Raw genomic sequence first — 16,117 nt, forward strand, 5'->3', positions numbered from 1 at the left:
CAACTTCATTTCTGAGTTTGATAATTTCATCACTGAATAGCTGGTAAAGATAAGTCAGCATTGTTTAAAAAACCAAAGGTTTTGAATTCCTTTTTAACTTGCGATAAGTTGGTCCCGTTTTGTAATTATAACATTTAATTATTTTGATGAAACAAATTTATTCTAAAGATTTTTTTTACAAACTTTTGTTTATATAAAAAGAATCACAACACACACACGGACCATTCTGTTTTTAGGTATTTTTAGGTAGAGATATCTTTAAACTACTTATTCTATTAGTGGGTAAGTATCTTCAATTAGAATTAAATTCTCTCTTGGCACATCAATAAGTGCAGGTGTGTCGGTTAATGTAAATCCAGCTGAATTATAAAGTTCCAGTTCTTGTTGGTATTGGTTAACCTTGCGAAGGTATTCATTTAGAATATCTTCTTTTTCTACCTTCAAAATATTATCAACATAAACGGGGTCGTTTTCCATCTTGACAATTTGCATATATTGATACTTTCGATTTTCTTTAAACCGAACTGCTTTGATACCTCCAACGTTAATAATCGTTTTAACGGTGCTGATTAAGGTTACACCTTTTAACTTGATAAACATCGTTATAAGAGTGTATTTCTTATCAAGGGTGTTGATTATAAGTTTACCTATGAATTGTTTAAATATGGCTCTTAATTCAGTTCGATTTGATTTAGCTTTAACCAACATTTCTATTGTTGCGGTTTTCTTATCGTGATTAGTAAGAATCAATTTTTTAGAAAATAATTCACGTTCAGTTAGATTAATTTTGTTTTTGATTGATTCTAACTCCTGAAGCTTTTCATCCTGTTGCTTTTCGTATACCTCAATTAAAAAACTATTATTACTTGTATATATTTGAACAAGTCTTTCAATTTCTTTTTGTTTTATTTCTTGTGCTTCCTTTTCATTTAACAACAATTGTTCAAGTCTGACAATATCAGTTTCAATATCTTTAAGTAAATCATTTGGATTCTCCAGTAGTTTTAATAAACTTTCGGACCTTATCAGCTGGTTATAGATAACACTTTCTATAAGACTAATGTTAATCCCTAGATTCCCACAAGCGCCACCTCTTGTTAAAGTTGAGGTGCATTTATATATTTTGCTATCTCGAACTCTTGTTGAATAAACTCCCATATATTTTTTACCACAACAACCGCAGTACATCATATCACGTAAAAGGTATTCATATGTTGTTAGAAAATTTCTATGTGTTTTGCCGAGCCTGATTGCGGTGCATTCATCGAACAGTTGTTCAGATACTATTGCTGGACAATCAAACGTTACTTCTTTGTATATACGTTTGCCTTTGTAGGTTGTGTTTTTTAAAATCTGTCTTATTGTTGCATCACTCCACTTGACACTTGCTCCTAATTTCTTACTATTGGTATTTTTGAATGATATATTTTTATTACTATGTGTTTTGGCAAGTCTCGTTTTTATCCCCATTTGGTTAAGTGTATGAGCAATTGCCTGCGTTCCATTGCCTTGTTTATAAAGCTGGAAAATGTTTTCTACTACTACAGCCTCATCTGGGTTAATAACGAACATTTTATCAACGTTCATGTAGCCATATGCTTGATTTGCGCCTGAAACTTGACCTTCCTTGGTTACTTTTTGAAGTTTTCCAGATTTCATTCTGGATTTCATTTGAAGTACTTCCTGACCTGAGAATTCCATAAGGACCTGCAAGACTATATTTACTATGTAATTTCTTTGTCCATTTTCGTCAATTGTTTTCTGATTTATGGATTGAATGTAAATTGGTACACCTAATTCGGAGACTCTATCGATAAATAATCTAGTACTTTGTGGGTCTCTTCCAATTCTGGAAATTTCCTGAACATAAAGGCACTTGTATAAATGTGGTTCGCTTTCAATTTTATTTAGTAGTTTAGTCAACTGTGGTCGGTCCGAAGTTTTTTTAAAGCCTGATATGTTTTCAGCGTAGTAGTCTATTTGGTCAAGGTTGTAACCTTGTGCAATTATTACTGCTTCTAAGTCACTAATTTGACGGTCAAATTGTTGATGTTCAAGGGTTGATACTCTAGCATATAAGCAAACTCTTTCCATAATTTTTTAGGGTTTATAATGACAAATGTATTCCAACAAGTTTACATTTGCAAAAGAGGCAGCCATAGTGGCAGGCTTGGATGTTTACGGTGTTACGAATCTTAAAGAAGTTATTGATTTTTTTGCTGGAAAAGGCACACTTACTCCAACCGTAATTGATACACGAGCAGAATTCTATAAAACCCTAGATTTCCCTGAATTTGATTTTTCTGATGTTCGTGGTCAGGAAAGTATAAAACGTTGTATGGAAATCGCAGCTGCGGGCGGTCATAACATAATTTTAATCGGTCCGCCGGGAGCAGGAAAAACAATGCTTGCCAAAAGAGTTCCTAGTATTCTGCCTCCCATGACTTTGCGCGAAGCTTTGGAAACCACTAAAATTCACAGCGTAGCCGGAAAACTAAAAGAAGTTGGTTTGATGAATCAAAGGCCGTTTAGAAGTCCGCATCATACCATTTCGAATGTTGCTTTGGTTGGCGGCGGCAGTTATCCGCAGCCAGGAGAAATCTCGATGGCGCATAATGGTGTTTTGTTTTTGGATGAATTGCCAGAATTTAAAAGAGATGTTTTAGAAGTAATGCGTCAGCCCTTAGAAGATCGTGAAGTGACCATTTCGCGTGCCAAATTTACGATTACTTATCCGTCCTCTTTTATGTTGGTGGCAAGTATGAACCCAAGTCCGAGTGGATTTTTTAATGATCCAAGCGCTCCCAATACGTCGTCTCCTCACGAAATGCAGCGTTATATGAGTAAAATCTCTGGCCCGCTTTTGGATCGAATTGATATTCATATTGAAGTGACGCCGGTTCCGTTTGAAAAATTAGCTGACGAAAGAAAAGCAGAAAGCAGCGTCGAAATCCGTAAACGTGTTACGGCTGCGCGTGAAATTCAAACCAAAAGATTTGAAAATACAGAAAATGTGCATTACAATGCACAGATGAGCAGTAAATTAATTCGTGAGTTTTGTGTTCTGGACGAACCTTCAAAAGAATTATTAAAAACCGCAATGGAACGATTAAATCTTTCTGCAAGAGCTTACGATAGAATTTTGAATAATAAACTTTTTTGTATATAGCAGATATGTATTTATTAATTAATTGATATTGAGTTTTTTAAATTTATATTAATAAAGAATTGATGGTGTATTGAAAAAAGAAAGATGTGTACATAAATACACACCTTGTAAAAAATAAACTAACTAGCTTTTTGCTTAAACCCTAGGTTTGTAGTTAACAATAAATGATGGGTTATTTGTATGTAAATTATTATTTTTGCTCTCTTTGAGATAGTAATCTACACCTTGCAATGTTTTTGTTAAGTGATTTGTCATTAAATCCATTAAAAGCGTTGAAGGATTGGAAGTGTCTAGTTTTCCAAAGATTTCTTGGATTTCTAATGTGTTAGATAGATTCAGAAAAATTCTCCCTGCATCATCGTAAAAATTTACTTCGAACATATTGATATTTTTATAATTAGTTAAGGTAAATATATTTCATTTAATCATTTCAATAATAAAAATTAACAATAATTAATCTTGTTAAAATGTTGTTTTTAGTTTTAATCAATACTAATAAACTCATTTGTATATAGTTCATTATTTATCTTTCAAAGTTTCTTTTATTTTTGGTGTCTTTGTTTAATTAGAAAATGCTTTCTGTGCAGATTATCAATGAGTTAATTGATTATGTGACTTATATTTTTTAAATTCACGTTATTGATATATTTGAATTTAAAGGGATGGGAAAACTTATAATTTATGATCGGGACTTTAAGCTGTATGCACTTAAATTGGCACAAGAAAAAAAACGTTTTAGAGTTGCCAAAGAGCTTGGTATAGCTATTTGTAACATCTATAAATGGAGTTATGAGTTTCAAAAATATGGAGATGACAGTTTCTGTGGAGGTGGATGCTTCAAAAACATCGAAGAAAAGAGTTTTTCTCAACATACAAGAATTCTTAAGCAAAAGCTTAAAGATACAGAACTTGAACTTGAGATTTTTAAAAAAGCAAGGAGTTATGTACTTGAAGGGAAACCGAGGATTTTTTATTTTATTCACGAGAATTTAGATAAATACCGGCTCTATAGAATGTGTAATGTTCTAGGTACATCTCAGCTTGCATATTATAAATGGAGAGACAAATTATTGTCCCCAAGCCAAATGCGAAAAAGTTTTATAAAACAGGAAATAACTTCAATATTTTATCAGTATAAAGAAATGTATGGTAATGCAAGAATCTCAGCAGAATTAAATAGTAGAGGGATTAAGTTGTCAATTTCTCAAGTTGGTTATTATATGAGAAAAATAGGTCTTATAAGTAAGCGTAGCGTACAGTACAAAATTAAATCTTCTTCTCCATTTATTCCTTATAATCCTTGTGTTTTTCCAAATCTTCTAAATTCTGGTCTTAAAGTTGAAAAAATATCTCAGGTTTGGGCTTCAGGCATAGCGAGTTTAGAAACAAATGAAAAGCTTTTATTTCTAACAATTGTAATAGATGTATTTGATAGAAAAATTATTGGGTGGAGTCTCAGTGAAGGATTGACAACAAAAGAAACTTCATTGGCTTCGTGGGAAATGGCGGTTCATACTAGAAAAACTAAGAAGGGATTAATATTTCATTCTAATCGATCGCCTCAGTACGCTAATAATTCGTTCACTAGAAAAATAAATTCTTATAAAAATGTTAGACAAAGTATGAGCCGAACAGGGAATCGCTTAGATAATTCTTTGGTTAAAAGTTTTTTTACTTCACTTAAATCTGAATTATCCAATCTTAATGTGAGTTTAACCAAAGATCAAATAGAGAAACAATTAATAAGATATATCGAAAGTAGACATTAATAGGAGTGCAAAATTGTAAATTATTAAACGTAATACGATGAAAAAATATGAACGTGCTTTCAAAGAAAATGCAGTAAAATTAAGTTATGAGAGAGGCGAGGGGCAAATTTTAAAAATTGAAAGAGAGTTAGGAATAACTCCATCTTGTTTGAATCGCTGGCGACAAGACTTTGAAAAATTTGGAGAAGGAAGCTTTTGTGGAACGGGCTATTTAAAATTAACTACTAAACAACGTGTGATTACTGACCTTGAAAAAAAAGTTAAAAATTCAGAACTTACTTTGGAAATTTTGAAAAGAGGGAATAAGCATGTCGCCCAAGGAAAAGTGGAGACTAAGGAATTTATAGAGAATAATAAACATAAATATTCAATTTTAAAAATGTGTCAAGCATTGGAGGTGTCTAGGACTACTTACTATAGAAGGAAAAAGCAAGAGCTTTCGAAGACTGAGTCTAGAATGATTTTCTTGAAAGAACAGGTAGTATCTATATTTTTTGAGTTTAAAAAGGTATGTGGAAGCACTAAAATTGCTAAGGAACTTGAAAGAAGAGGAGTTAAGATATCAGTAGGGCAGGTTACAAATTATATGAAAATGCTTGGTTTACGTAGCAAATCCAAAAGGAAATTTAAGACTACTACTGATTCATTTCACAATCATTTTATATCTCCTAATGTATTGAATAGAGAGTTTAATGTTAAAGAGCCATCTAAAGTATGGGTTTCGGATATTACTTATATACAGGCAAAAAGAGGTTTTATGTATCTTACTATTATTATGGATTTATTTGACAGGAAAATCATAGGCTGGAGTTTAAGCGATACGATGAGCACTAAGCAAACAACTTTAAAAGCATGGGCAATGGCAGTTGCCAATAGAAGAGTAACTAAAGGTTTGATCTTTCATTCTGATAGAGGCGTTCAATATGCTAATAAAATATTCGTCAATACATTAGATTCTTACAAATGTATTAAGCGTAGTATGAGTCGTAGACAAAATCATAATGACAATGCAGTTTCAGAGAGTTTTTTTAATTCGTTTAAAGCTGAGTTGATAAAAGGCAACAGTCTCCTTCCTAGAAAACAAATAAGATTAGATGTTTTTGAATATATTGAGAATTATTATAACACAAGTAGAAGGCATACATTCTTAAACTTTATGACGATTGATGAATTTAATAAAACTCATGATATGATCTAAAATTCAATTAACTTTCTTTTAATTGTTTTGTTAAAATAAGCGCATTTAAAGCGTTTTTTATTACCTAAACATCTTACGATGTCTTCGTGGTTGTTTTAAGCTTTAAAAGTGCTTTAAAATATCTTTTTTAGCAAATCACACACTGATTATCTTTCATGAAGTAAGGGGCTTTCTTAATTGATATTTTTCTTTACTTTTTTAAAAAATTATATATTCTTTATTTCCAGTAGTTTATCCTTTACTCCACTCAGGTGAAGGAAAAGCGGTTTTTTTATGCATGTCGATATTTAAAAAAGAGATGCCAAAGAATAACAGTTTAATTCTCGCTAAAAGTATTTCATAGAAATACTTATATAATTAAAAATTTTTTTCAATAGAAGTTGGTTAAGTCTTATTTAGTAAGGCTTGCCAACGAATATTTGAAATTAAGTATTGAAAAAAAATTTCAATACAAGTAAATAGAAAAATAACCCTTTAAAATTAAAAAAAAATGAAATTAATTAATCCCAAACAAGATTTTGAAATTAATCTGCCGAACATTTTATCATCAGATATTTTAAATAATTCCAATCAGAAAATGCTTTTGCTAGTGTTGCTCTCTAATCATATAAAGTTCAATAAAAGACATTACTCTTTTACATTGAGCGATGAATTATGTGCCGTCTTAAACGTTTCTAATCCCACATTTAGAAAAGAACGTGATAAGCTAGAATCGCTAAATCTGATCTTTATTAAAGTTGAGGTAGATGGTAAAAAGAAATTAGTTGAAAAAGCACAAAGAAAACATTGCAATCTTTATTATTATTTGAATTTTGAGAGGCTTCATCAACTGGGGTTTATAAAGATGGAGAGAGGTTTAAAAGATATTTTTAATATTGGTACTGTGATCGATCTTGCAAAGGCAAATAAACTAAATGAAGAGAAGGAATATAATATTATATCGTATAATATTCATGATGAAAGAAAAGGAAGAGGTATCAGACAGATTTTAACTGGTCAGGAGATAAAAAGGAAAGTGCGTATTGAGAATAACAATTTAAAATATGGAAATCCTATCGAGAGACAATTTGAATACTACGGATTGTACAAAGCGGGACAAGAATTTAAGCCTAGTTAAAGTGTTGTTTTTTAGTGTATTATATGATTTTTTAATTCATTCCAAAATAGTCCAAGTTAGAATACTATTTGACAAGTCCGTGTTTTAAGTTATATCTCAGTAAAAGTAGTTTTTTCATTTAGTATTAATATTTGAGTATAACATCCGTTTAAAAATATGAAAAGAAATTTGGTTTAGTTTTAAGCTGACTTTGTGCGTAAAATAATAATTAGTAAAGTTTGAGCTTTGCTTAATCAATCTGTCATATTGTAAAGTATTTCAATTTAACCAATTAATAATTGATTTGAAAAAAGGGAATGTGGAGCTGAAACTAAATTAATGTCAAATTTTAGAGAAGGCTCTATTCGAGAACTCGCATTATGAATTCTGAAAGAAATTTGCCATCCTTCATTTAAAGTAAGTAGTAGTGTTGTTTTAGAATTATCTTGATAAACAAATTCAATTATTCTGCTTGGTAATTTTAATTTTTGAATTGTATATTTTGGCTTTATTTTTTGAAATGGTAAATTCAATGTTCCGTGCAGGTTATATGCTTGAATTTCAACTTTTTTATTTCCTTTAATAACTTTGTAAAAATCTTGTCTTCCAATCAAATATTCAAGTAAGCGTTGAGCAATTATGCCTTGATTTTCTCTATCTAGACGTAACAATTCATTTTTAAAAGCATCCAAAATTGGGACATAAACAGATGTGTGGTAATCTCCCAATGTTTCCCATTTTTGTGTTGCTTTACTTGCAGTTCGTAATTTAGCTAAATTACTAAAAATTGGATTTATTTGATTAAAATAGTCAGCAGAACAAGAAACACCTAACCATTCTTTGCCAAAATCAATTTTGTTTGATAAACGAGGATGTTTTACTGCTCTATGGTTATTTTTTGCTGAAATTCCAATTTCCCATTTCTGTAAAGATCTAATAGCTAAAACATCACGAACATCTCCACTTTGTCCCATTTTGTCAGAAACTATTTCAAGTTGAAGAATGTCATTATTGTCAATTCCATTGGATAATCGTGGTTCAATATCTATTAAGAAATTAACGGCAAAACTTGCAACCAAACTATATTGACCTTGGTCTTTGTCATCAAAGCTTAAAAAACATTTTTTAGCAGTTTTAAATGGTTCGTTTTCAAGAACTGAAACTTTTGCAGAATTTTGAAGTCTTACTAAAAACTCATTTAATAATGCAAATTCAAAGGCTTTACCATTTATTGTTTGCGTTGATTGTTTTGTCATTATGCTGAAAGATTATTTATAAGTTCATTCATTTTCTCACGAACTAGTTCACCGCTATTTACTTTGGCAATATTTTCAAATGATTTGTTTGTTTTATTTTTCTTTTTATCCAAATCTTTAAATATTTTTTTTCCTAATTCTTTTGCCATTTCAACTGGAACAGCATTACCGATCATTTTATAGCCAGCATCAACTTTATTGTAATAAAAAACAAAATCATCAGGAAAAGTTTGAATTCGTGCACATTCACGCACGCTTAATCTTCTGTATAAGTGTTCCTTGCCCTTAACAAATTCACGAACATTTTGCTCAATTAAATTCATTTTTGGTGCTTGTGGATGAATTGGCGCTTGTCTTCCTCCTGCTTGAATTGTAAATGAAACCTCATTCCAAGAGCGAACTCTATTTCGTGACATAAACATTGAAGAAAAACCACCAATCATATACTCATGATTTTTCAATTTACAATCGTCACCGTTTGTATAATTTTTTTCTTTTGCAGGTAGAACATTATCTTTTAAATCAAGAATCACTTTGTCCAAAGTAATTTTTTTCTCAGGTGTTGTTGGTTTGGGAAATTCAAATTTCAACCCTAAATCTTTTCTATAACCAATAAAAAAAACTCTTTTTCTATCTTGTGGTACACCAAAATCTGCAACATTTAGCATTTGAAAAGATAAATCATATCCTATGTCTTCAAACATCTGTTTGATGTTACTCAGTGCTTCTTTATGAGTAGAAATCAGCATACCTGAAACATTTTCCGCAAGAAAAAATTTTGGTTTTTTGTCTGCAATTATTCTCATAAATTCATAGAAAAGTTGCCCTCTTTTATCTGTGATACCTCTTTTTGAGCCAGCTTCTGACCAACTTTGACAAGGTGGACCGCCAATGATACCATCACAATCAGGGACTTCATTAGATGGGATGTCAACAATACTTCGTCTATCTAGTTTAGTATGAGTATGATTTTTTTCATAAGTTTCCCAAATATCCTTGTCGTATTCATTTGCCCAAACTACATCAAAGCCAGCCTTTTGAAACCCCAAATCAAGACCACCTGCTCCTGCAAAGAATGATACTATTTTCATAATTTAATAACTTAAAATCCGTATAAAAGAAAAACAAACAAAATTACATTTTAAATATATGATATGTAATAGAAAGATGAAATTTAATAAATTTTATTTTGTTATAATTATCTTTCTGATAAATAAAGACATTGCAAGTAATTGTATCAACATTACACTATAGGTTAATGCTGATACGATTTTAATAGAATTTAGAACCTTTTTATTGAGTTTATGTTGTATTAAAAACAACTACTCTAAAAATGATACATTATTAATAAAATTATTTACCTTTACTTAAAATTAAAGATATAATGAAAACAGCAAAATATATAAGAGTAAGTACTATCGAACAAAATATTGATAGGCAATCAAACTCCAATCATAAAGAATACATTGATAAATGCAGTGGTTCAATTCCTTTTAACGAACGCCCAAGCGCAAAAAAATTGATAGCCGATATATCAAATGCAAAAGTCGAGAGATTAGTAGTTCATTCAATTGACAGATTAGGTAGAAATGCCTTTGATATTCAAACAACATTAAATACATTAAGTAACCTTAGGATAAATGTTTTCGTTGAAAATATTGGTTTGAATTCGATGATCGATGGTAAATCTAATTCTATCTTCAAAATGATAACAGATGTTTTAAGTAATGTTGCTGAAATGGAAAGAGCATCACTATTAGAAAGACAAAAAGAAGGTATTGTCATTGCAAAATCGAAAGGGGTTTATAAAGGACGACAATTAAACACTATTGAAACACCTCAGCAATTTTTGTCTAAATACAATCATTCACATTTAGAATTGATTAAAGACAAAAACTATTCAATTAGAAAACTTGCATTGATTACTAATCTATCAAATAACACAATTGTTAAGATCAGAAAGGTAATGAGCCAAGTTTAGAAAATTGAATAAACTAATTATTTCATACTTCATAAAGTGATGTATATATACAATAAAGCCACTCTTTGTAGAGTGGCTTTTTTTTCGCAAATGATTTTGTTAGAAATATTACTTTGATTGATCGTTAAAAAGTTTCTTGGTTTGTTTTTCTGTAAGATACATTCCTAGTGATACAACGTTATTTTTTGAAATTGCGATATATAACGATTTAGTCCCCATCGATTTTTTAAAATTAGCATGTATCGCTGTTCCCTCTTTGGTCTGAAAAATAAATCCTTCCTTCTCTTCATATTCGTTTTTGCTAAAGCGATTTTTAACTTCGCCATAAAAAGAATCAATCTCTTCAGGTGTCAATATAAATCGAGCTTGAACATCTAAAATTTTATATTTCGCATCTTGAAATGTAAAAGAAGTGAAGCTGTCATACCAATTGGCTTCAATTAGAGTAGCGCCCATAATTGATGCTTTTGTTGTCATTTTTGGTTGTAAAGTTTTATTATCAATGATTTGTGCATTAATCAATGAAGAAGATAAAAGTGTGATTAATAGTAGTAATAATTTTTTCATTTTGTTGATTATTAATTATTTATATTAGGATTTTATAGGATTGATATTTGATCTAGAGAAATGTTGACATATATGTTTACCTGAGGGATAAATATATAAACTATTATTGACAATTATGTCAAAAGGCTCAGTAAATATCAATCTTTACGTTAAACAATTCGGAATCAACTTGAAGAAGATTCGAGAATCAAAAAACATGACCCAGCTGGATTTGGCAACCGCAATGAATGAATTAAGTACTGATCCATTAATAGATAAGACAACTATTTCTAGAATTGAGAATGGACGTACTAACATAACTCTCACTACATCAGTTAAAATTTCTTTAGCACTTGGGATAGATTTGAAGGTACTCTATGAATTTAATTTATAAATTTAGACTTAATTTTAGCTACTCAGATAAGTTTCTTAAATAATCATCAATCATCATTTCCAGTTCATCATGTGGAATCGGATGCCTCGATGGTAGCTTCTCATTGAGATATCTCTCATTTTTGGGTTTTCTAGCTTCCCAGCCAAGTTTAATTGGATTGGGTTTGTCGAGATAATATGTTGACCAATTCCAAATATTAATTGAAACGTAATCCTTATCGATAATGACTTCAGTTATAATATCTTTAATCTCATTTTTAAATAATTCCAAGTCCTCGCTAAAATGATTGATTTCTGTTTCCAATGCATTTTCAGACGTTCTAATCACTTCATTAAGTTTATTGTTTTTGACGTGGTATTCTTGTAGTTCTTTGTCTATTTCGGTTCTAATATCATTGTGTTCATCCTTGGTGTATTGTGAATCTAGATAGAGATCTCTTAATCTTTTTCTTCTTTTCTCAATTTTTTCAATTTCTTTTGCATTTGCTTCAATTTGAGCTCTAAAGGACTGTATTTGTAATTTAAAGTTTTCACGAGCTTTCTCATCTTTTGTTTCCTGCGCATGTCTGTCAACAATCCTACGTATCATTCTAAATAGCCAAGGTCTATTTATGGAATTTTTACAATTATCATCCTTACATACAAAAGAATCGATTCGTCCTTGAGGAATAACTTTCTGATGCATTACTGCTCCACATACACAATTGATTTTCCCTTGTATAATATTGGTGTTTACATTAGTTCTACTCCCAAATTTACTTCTGTTATTAATAGAATTATTTGCCTCTTCCCATAAAACTTTTGGAACAATCGCAGGAACAGCTAACTCTAAATCTTTGTACTTTCTTTCTCCTTTGTGAAAGGGATTTCTAATTATTCCACTAAGTGTTCCTATCGCAATTTTTTTTCCAAATTCTGATTCAATCAGTGCTGAAATATTACGCATACCAAGGTCTTTTGATGCAAGCTCAAATATTCTTAAAATCATTGGGGCTTCATTCTCGTCAATCATTGGAGTTCCATCTTCAGCCTTTTTATATCCTATAATTTTTGCTCCGAATGCCAAATTCTTTCTAGCTCGTGACATTTTGCCTGAGCTTATTCTTGTGCCTAATAACCTTGTTTCACTGCTTGATATAACGCCTAGCATGGAGATCATCATTTCGGATGCTACAGAGCGTTGTCTGTTATCATCAAGAGTTGTTATGTTCAAGTCTTTTATATGAATATTGACTCCTTTTTGTATGTAATCTTCTACAACATTTTGAATGTCATTATTTTTTCTTCCGAGTCTAGAGAGTTCTAAGACTAAAATATCTCTAACATCTTCATTTGTTTCAAGATATCTTTTCATTTGATTAAATCCAATTCTTTCATCGGATTTTGTTTTTGAACCGCTAATCTTATCTTCAAAAATTTTTACTAAAGTGAAATTCTTTTTAATTGCGAATTCTTGAATATCTTCTTGTTGTCGTTCTAAAGATTGTTCTTGTGTGCTAACTCTAAGATATGCGACTGCTTTCAGCATGTGATGTGATTTTTTTTGGTGCAATAATAAAAAAAATAGAATGAACTATATGTTAAAAAGAATAATTAAAGTTTCCAGAACGATTGCCGATTTAGATAATGCTCCAAATATTATTTCATCACACATTGCAGAAGCTATCCAATATAGAAGTTTGGATCGCGAAGGCTGGCTAGGTTAAATTTATTAAAGTCCTGATTAAATTATTAATCAGGACTTTCTTTTAATTTTCAATTATTCTTGCTTGAAGAATTTCTTCTAAATCTTTTTTACTTTTTGTGCTTTCCGCTTTAAAACTAATTGTTACCATTAAAATTCCAAATAATAACATTCCAAAAGGGATAAAGATTGTAGCTTCTGTTTCAGGATCAAAACCATTAATGGCAAAATTGACTCCCGCTGCTATGCAAGCCAAAAAAACGCCGCTTAACCAAACAATCATAAAAACTTTGACAATATCTGTCAGCTTCAATTTAATTTTTATTTTCGATCCGTTTACAGCATCATGAATTTCACCATTAATTATTGGAAGAAATGAATTTCTATAATTAATAGCCCGTTTGATCTCAAATTGATTATTAAAAACTTTTCCAATATAAGGTTTTGAATAAGAATGTCTGTGGGCACCCAAACCAAAAGATTTTTCAGCTTCAATTTCGTTTTTAAGATGCTGAAGAAGTTCTTCTTTATTCAATTTGGAATGGTACAATAATTCTTCGAAGGGAAGTAGTTTTTTGAGCATATTAAATTATTTTGAATAATAGATTTAAAGTCTAAAATTGAAATGAAGATAGGTCAATTGTTCTATTTTTTATTTATTGGATAAAAGAATTTAAAAGAATTGGCTACAGCAGTATGCAAAATAGATCCGTGGTTTTCTTCAGGAAAGTAATAGAAATAAACTTTTATGTTTTTACTTTTTGAAAACTGTATTTTTTCGGCTAATAAATTCGCGTCAACTTCCATTACACGCGGAATTTCAGTTGGGGTTAATCCTTCTTTTCCAACAGCGATGTAAATCTCTGTTTTTTGGTTGAAATTCTCTTTCAAAATTTCAGAATCTAAATGAAGTATAGAGCCGTTATCCCACCAAATACTTGGACTTACAATAACATATTTATTAAAAAGTGAAGGTTTTTTAAGTAAGATTTCCGTTTCTAACAATCCTCCTAAAGATTGTCCGATAATGGTTTTAGATTCAGATGTTTTGTATTTTTTATCTATAAAAGGTTGTAATTCTTTTTCAATAAAAGCAATAAATTTATCGGAATGTCCTGTAGTCGGAAAACGACTTTTATCCTTTTCAATCGTTGTTGGAAAAGTAAAATCCCGCTTTCTGTCAACTGTAGCAATTCCCACAACGATCGATTTTGGAACTTGATTAATCCATTCAAAACTATTAAACTGAACCAAACCCGTGATATGAATAAAATCTTCGTCGGCAGAACCATCCAATAAATAAATAACAGGATATTTGGTACTTTCTGCTGGGTTATAACCTTCAGGAAGATAAATGTTTAGAATTCTGTTTTCTCCTAATTCTTTTGATTGAATTTCTTCTATAACGCCTAGTACAAAAGGTTTAGAAGTTTCAGTAGATTTCGTTTTGTTCTTTTGACTGAATAATAAAGTCGAAGTAAATAATAAAAAAGCCAGAGCAAAAAATTTATTCATGTAATTGTAGTAAAATTGATTTCTAGAAACGAAAATACGAATTTAATACAAGTTCACTTTTTTTGCGCTGACCTTTTTTTAGTGAAATAATTATTGTGCTTTTTCTTCAAAAATTTTATCCAAACCTTCCATCGCAATAGTGAATCCTTCTTTGAATCCCATTTGAATAATCATTTCCAAATCAGATAATTTCTCGTGTTTGATTTGAATATCAACAAATGTATTTCCGTTTTCCTCAGTAAAATTTACATTCCAATCCGAACGCGGAAATTCGGTATTGAGATTTCCTTCGCTGTCACTGAAAGCATCCAGATACTTAAAATTGGTTTTAGGCGTAATCGATTTAAAATCGGCAATTGCCCAATGTTCTTCGCCTTCTGGACCAAGCATGGCATACAATCTGCGTCCGCCTTCTTTAAAATCCATACTTTTTGTTTTAGATTTCCAAGGAGCAGGCGCCCACCATAAATCTAAAATTTCAGGTTCTGTCCAAGCTGACCAGACTGCCGAAAGAGCAGCATTAAATTCTCGCTTAACATGTACCGTACTCGTTTCTTTGTTTACGGTAAAATCCATTAAAAGATTATTTTTCATATTCTTGAGTTTTAAATTCGTTAGTAAATTTTATTTATTTTGATCTTCAAAAATTTTATCCAAACTTTTCATAGTGGCTGTAATTCCTTCTTTGAAGCCCATCTCGATTATTTTTTCTAATTCTTCAAGGCTGTCGCGTTTTATACTAATATCAACAACGGTTAAATCTCCTTGTTCCGAAAAGTGGAGATCCCAATAGGAACTCCCAAATTCTGAGTTCGGATTTCCATCAGCATCAGAAAATGTTGCCGAATATTTGAAGTTTGTTTTTGGTGAAATCGAACTATAATTAAAAATACTCCAGCGTTTTTGATCGTCAGGGCCAACCATTGCATAAAGTCTTTTACCGCCTTCTTTAAATTCCATTATTTTGGTTTCAGATTTAAACGGAGCCGGCGCCCACCATTGATCCAGAATTTCAGCTTCTGTCCAAGCAGACCAAACAAGAGATAATGAGGCGTCAAATTCGCGTTTAATGTGTACGGTTTTATTTTCCTTATCAACCGAAAAATTCATTAAAAGATTACTTTCCATTTTCTTTAGATTTTAAGTTTAGTAATACCTGATCGAGTTGGTCAAAACGCTTTTCCCAAATTTGTTTAAATTGTTCCAGCCAATGATCTATTTCTTTCATTTTATCAATTTTTAATTGGTAGTAAATTTCCCTTCCCATTTTTTTTTCTTCCAGTAAATCACATTCACTCAAAATTTTAATGTGTTTAGAAACCGCTTGTCTTGTAGTGTCAAATTTTTCGGCAATTGCATTTGGTGTCAATGCGCTTGACGAAATCAACACAAGAATTGCTCTTCGGGTCGGGTCGGCAATGGCCTGAAAAATATCTCGTTTCATTTTAAATTAATTAAATACGCAACCAATTAGTTGCAAATATAAAAATATTTTTTGATTTGCAAGAAG

The 16,117-nt window shown here is 30.8% G+C and carries 16 protein-coding genes and 2 pseudogenes; 7 read left to right on the plus strand and 11 right to left on the minus strand.

What is annotated here, in order from left to right; translation table 11 throughout:
• Nucleotides 1-267: 267 nt before the first annotated feature.
• Nucleotides 268-2,094 (minus strand): recombinase family protein, encoded by a 1,827-nt coding sequence (locus ACFSC2_RS09690; RefSeq protein ID WP_379814189.1) that lies wholly within the window; start codon nt 2,092-2,094, stop codon nt 268-270.
• 52 nt (nt 2,095-2,146) lie between these two features.
• Here ACFSC2_RS09690 and ACFSC2_RS09695 point away from each other — a divergent pair.
• Nucleotides 2,147-3,145 (plus strand): annotated as a pseudogene (locus tag ACFSC2_RS09695) (YifB family Mg chelatase-like AAA ATPase); the annotation flags it as partial.
• Nucleotides 3,146-3,304: 159 nt separating this feature from the next.
• Here the strand turns inward: ACFSC2_RS09695 and ACFSC2_RS09700 are convergent.
• A complete protein-coding gene (locus ACFSC2_RS09700; protein WP_379814187.1) occupies nt 3,305-3,550 on the minus strand; it encodes a hypothetical protein in 246 nt (81 codons plus the stop codon).
• Nucleotides 3,551-3,831: 281 nt separating this feature from the next.
• Between ACFSC2_RS09700 and ACFSC2_RS09705 the strand changes: the two genes are divergently transcribed.
• From ACFSC2_RS09705 to ACFSC2_RS09715, 3 genes are all read left to right on the plus strand, one after another.
• Nucleotides 3,832-4,938: an IS3 family transposase gene (locus ACFSC2_RS09705; RefSeq protein ID WP_379814186.1), complete on the plus strand. Its 1,107-nt coding sequence runs from the start codon at nt 3,832-3,834 to the stop codon at nt 4,936-4,938.
• 37 nt (nt 4,939-4,975) lie between these two features.
• Nucleotides 4,976-6,136, plus strand: coding sequence for an IS3 family transposase (locus tag ACFSC2_RS09710; RefSeq protein WP_379814185.1), 1,161 nt, complete (start codon nt 4,976-4,978; stop codon nt 6,134-6,136).
• Nucleotides 6,137-6,626: 490 nt separating this feature from the next.
• Entirely contained in the window at nt 6,627-7,253 is a 627-nt protein-coding gene (locus ACFSC2_RS09715; protein WP_379814184.1) for a hypothetical protein, read from the plus strand.
• 263 nt (nt 7,254-7,516) lie between these two features.
• Here ACFSC2_RS09715 and ACFSC2_RS09720 read toward each other — a convergent pair whose 3' ends face one another.
• The gene (locus ACFSC2_RS09720) at nt 7,517-8,488 is read right to left on the minus strand and encodes a HaeIII family restriction endonuclease (RefSeq protein WP_379814183.1); all 972 of its coding nucleotides are present in this window, start codon (nt 8,486-8,488) and stop codon (nt 7,517-7,519) included.
• The gene (locus ACFSC2_RS09725) at nt 8,488-9,579 is read right to left on the minus strand and encodes a DNA cytosine methyltransferase (RefSeq protein ID WP_379814182.1); all 1,092 of its coding nucleotides are present in this window, start codon (nt 9,577-9,579) and stop codon (nt 8,488-8,490) included. The genes ACFSC2_RS09720 and ACFSC2_RS09725 overlap by 1 nt, the downstream gene beginning before the upstream one ends.
• Nucleotides 9,580-9,872: 293 nt before the next feature.
• Here ACFSC2_RS09725 and ACFSC2_RS09730 point away from each other — a divergent pair, with 293 nt between their 5' ends.
• Nucleotides 9,873-10,469 (plus strand): recombinase family protein, encoded by a 597-nt coding sequence (locus tag ACFSC2_RS09730; RefSeq protein ID WP_379814181.1) that lies wholly within the window; start codon nt 9,873-9,875, stop codon nt 10,467-10,469.
• A gap of 108 nt (nt 10,470-10,577) precedes the next feature.
• Here ACFSC2_RS09730 and ACFSC2_RS09735 read toward each other — a convergent pair whose 3' ends face one another.
• Nucleotides 10,578-11,036, minus strand: coding sequence for a hypothetical protein (locus ACFSC2_RS09735; protein WP_379814180.1), 459 nt, complete (start codon nt 11,034-11,036; stop codon nt 10,578-10,580).
• A 115-nt stretch (nt 11,037-11,151) separates the two neighbouring features.
• Between ACFSC2_RS09735 and ACFSC2_RS09740 the strand changes: the two genes are divergently transcribed.
• Nucleotides 11,152-11,409 carry a helix-turn-helix domain-containing protein gene (locus ACFSC2_RS09740; RefSeq protein ID WP_379814179.1) on the plus strand — a complete coding sequence of 86 codons (258 nt, stop codon included), beginning with the start codon at nt 11,152-11,154 and terminating at the stop codon, nt 11,407-11,409.
• An 18-nt stretch (nt 11,410-11,427) separates the two neighbouring features.
• Here the strand turns inward: ACFSC2_RS09740 and ACFSC2_RS09745 are convergent, their stop codons facing one another.
• A complete protein-coding gene (locus tag ACFSC2_RS09745) occupies nt 11,428-12,936 on the minus strand; it encodes a recombinase family protein (protein ID WP_379814178.1) in 1,509 nt (502 codons plus the stop codon).
• A gap of 58 nt (nt 12,937-12,994) precedes the next feature.
• Here ACFSC2_RS09745 and ACFSC2_RS09750 point away from each other — a divergent pair.
• Nucleotides 12,995-13,114: pseudogene (locus ACFSC2_RS09750) on the plus strand (magnesium chelatase subunit ChlI family protein); the annotation flags it as partial.
• A gap of 42 nt (nt 13,115-13,156) precedes the next feature.
• On the opposite strand, the gene ACFSC2_RS09755 reads toward ACFSC2_RS09750, so the two are convergent.
• The 5 genes from ACFSC2_RS09755 to ACFSC2_RS09775 all read right to left on the minus strand — a co-directional run bounded on the left by ACFSC2_RS09755 (nt 13,157) and on the right by ACFSC2_RS09775 (nt 16,051).
• Nucleotides 13,157-13,675 carry a hypothetical protein gene (locus tag ACFSC2_RS09755; RefSeq protein WP_379814177.1) on the minus strand — a complete coding sequence of 173 codons (519 nt, stop codon included), beginning with the start codon at nt 13,673-13,675 and terminating at the stop codon, nt 13,157-13,159.
• Between the two features lie 62 nt (nt 13,676-13,737).
• Nucleotides 13,738-14,607: an alpha/beta hydrolase gene (locus ACFSC2_RS09760; protein ID WP_379814175.1), complete on the minus strand. Its 870-nt coding sequence runs from the start codon at nt 14,605-14,607 to the stop codon at nt 13,738-13,740.
• Nucleotides 14,608-14,697: 90 nt separating this feature from the next.
• On the minus strand, nt 14,698-15,201 hold the full coding sequence (locus ACFSC2_RS09765; protein ID WP_379814174.1) for an SRPBCC family protein: 504 nt from the start codon (nt 15,199-15,201) through the stop codon (nt 14,698-14,700).
• A gap of 30 nt (nt 15,202-15,231) precedes the next feature.
• On the minus strand, nt 15,232-15,735 hold the full coding sequence (locus ACFSC2_RS09770) for an SRPBCC family protein (RefSeq protein ID WP_379814173.1): 504 nt from the start codon (nt 15,733-15,735) through the stop codon (nt 15,232-15,234).
• Nucleotides 15,725-16,051, minus strand: a complete 327-nt coding sequence (locus tag ACFSC2_RS09775) for an ArsR/SmtB family transcription factor (protein ID WP_193844603.1) — start codon at nt 16,049-16,051, stop codon at nt 15,725-15,727. The genes ACFSC2_RS09770 and ACFSC2_RS09775 overlap by 11 nt, the downstream gene beginning before the upstream one ends.
• Nucleotides 16,052-16,117: the final 66 nt, after the last annotated feature.

This window comes from Flavobacterium artemisiae, assembly GCF_042678225.1.
GTDB lineage: Bacteria > Bacteroidota > Bacteroidia > Flavobacteriales > Flavobacteriaceae > Flavobacterium > Flavobacterium artemisiae.

Bases quoted from the DNA above. Each gene is read 5' to 3' on its own strand.
- ACFSC2_RS09770 (WP_379814173.1), bottom strand. From the start codon at position 15,735: ATGGAAAGTAATCTTTTAATGAATTTTTCGGTTGATAAGGAAAATAAA.
- ACFSC2_RS09735 (WP_379814180.1), bottom strand. From the start codon at position 11,036: ATGAAAAAATTATTACTACTATTAATCACACTTTTATCTTCTTCATTG.
- ACFSC2_RS09690 (WP_379814189.1), bottom strand. From the start codon at position 2,094: ATGGAAAGAGTTTGCTTATATGCTAGAGTATCAACCCTTGAACATCAA.
- ACFSC2_RS09740 (WP_379814179.1), top strand. From the start codon at position 11,152: ATGTCAAAAGGCTCAGTAAATATCAATCTTTACGTTAAACAATTCGGA.
- ACFSC2_RS09725 (WP_379814182.1), bottom strand. From the start codon at position 9,579: ATGAAAATAGTATCATTCTTTGCAGGAGCAGGTGGTCTTGATTTGGGG.
- ACFSC2_RS09755 (WP_379814177.1), bottom strand. From the start codon at position 13,675: ATGCTCAAAAAACTACTTCCCTTCGAAGAATTATTGTACCATTCCAAA.
- ACFSC2_RS09710 (WP_379814185.1), top strand. From the start codon at position 4,976: ATGAAAAAATATGAACGTGCTTTCAAAGAAAATGCAGTAAAATTAAGT.
- ACFSC2_RS09775 (WP_193844603.1), bottom strand. From the start codon at position 16,051: ATGAAACGAGATATTTTTCAGGCCATTGCCGACCCGACCCGAAGAGCA.
- ACFSC2_RS09720 (WP_379814183.1), bottom strand. From the start codon at position 8,488: ATGACAAAACAATCAACGCAAACAATAAATGGTAAAGCCTTTGAATTT.
- ACFSC2_RS09715 (WP_379814184.1), top strand. From the start codon at position 6,627: ATGAAATTAATTAATCCCAAACAAGATTTTGAAATTAATCTGCCGAAC.
- ACFSC2_RS09745 (WP_379814178.1), bottom strand. From the start codon at position 12,936: ATGCTGAAAGCAGTCGCATATCTTAGAGTTAGCACACAAGAACAATCT.
- ACFSC2_RS09700 (WP_379814187.1), bottom strand. From the start codon at position 3,550: ATGTTCGAAGTAAATTTTTACGATGATGCAGGGAGAATTTTTCTGAAT.
- ACFSC2_RS09765 (WP_379814174.1), bottom strand. From the start codon at position 15,201: ATGAAAAATAATCTTTTAATGGATTTTACCGTAAACAAAGAAACGAGT.
- ACFSC2_RS09760 (WP_379814175.1), bottom strand. From the start codon at position 14,607: ATGAATAAATTTTTTGCTCTGGCTTTTTTATTATTTACTTCGACTTTA.
- ACFSC2_RS09705 (WP_379814186.1), top strand. From the start codon at position 3,832: ATGGGAAAACTTATAATTTATGATCGGGACTTTAAGCTGTATGCACTT.
- ACFSC2_RS09730 (WP_379814181.1), top strand. From the start codon at position 9,873: ATGAAAACAGCAAAATATATAAGAGTAAGTACTATCGAACAAAATATT.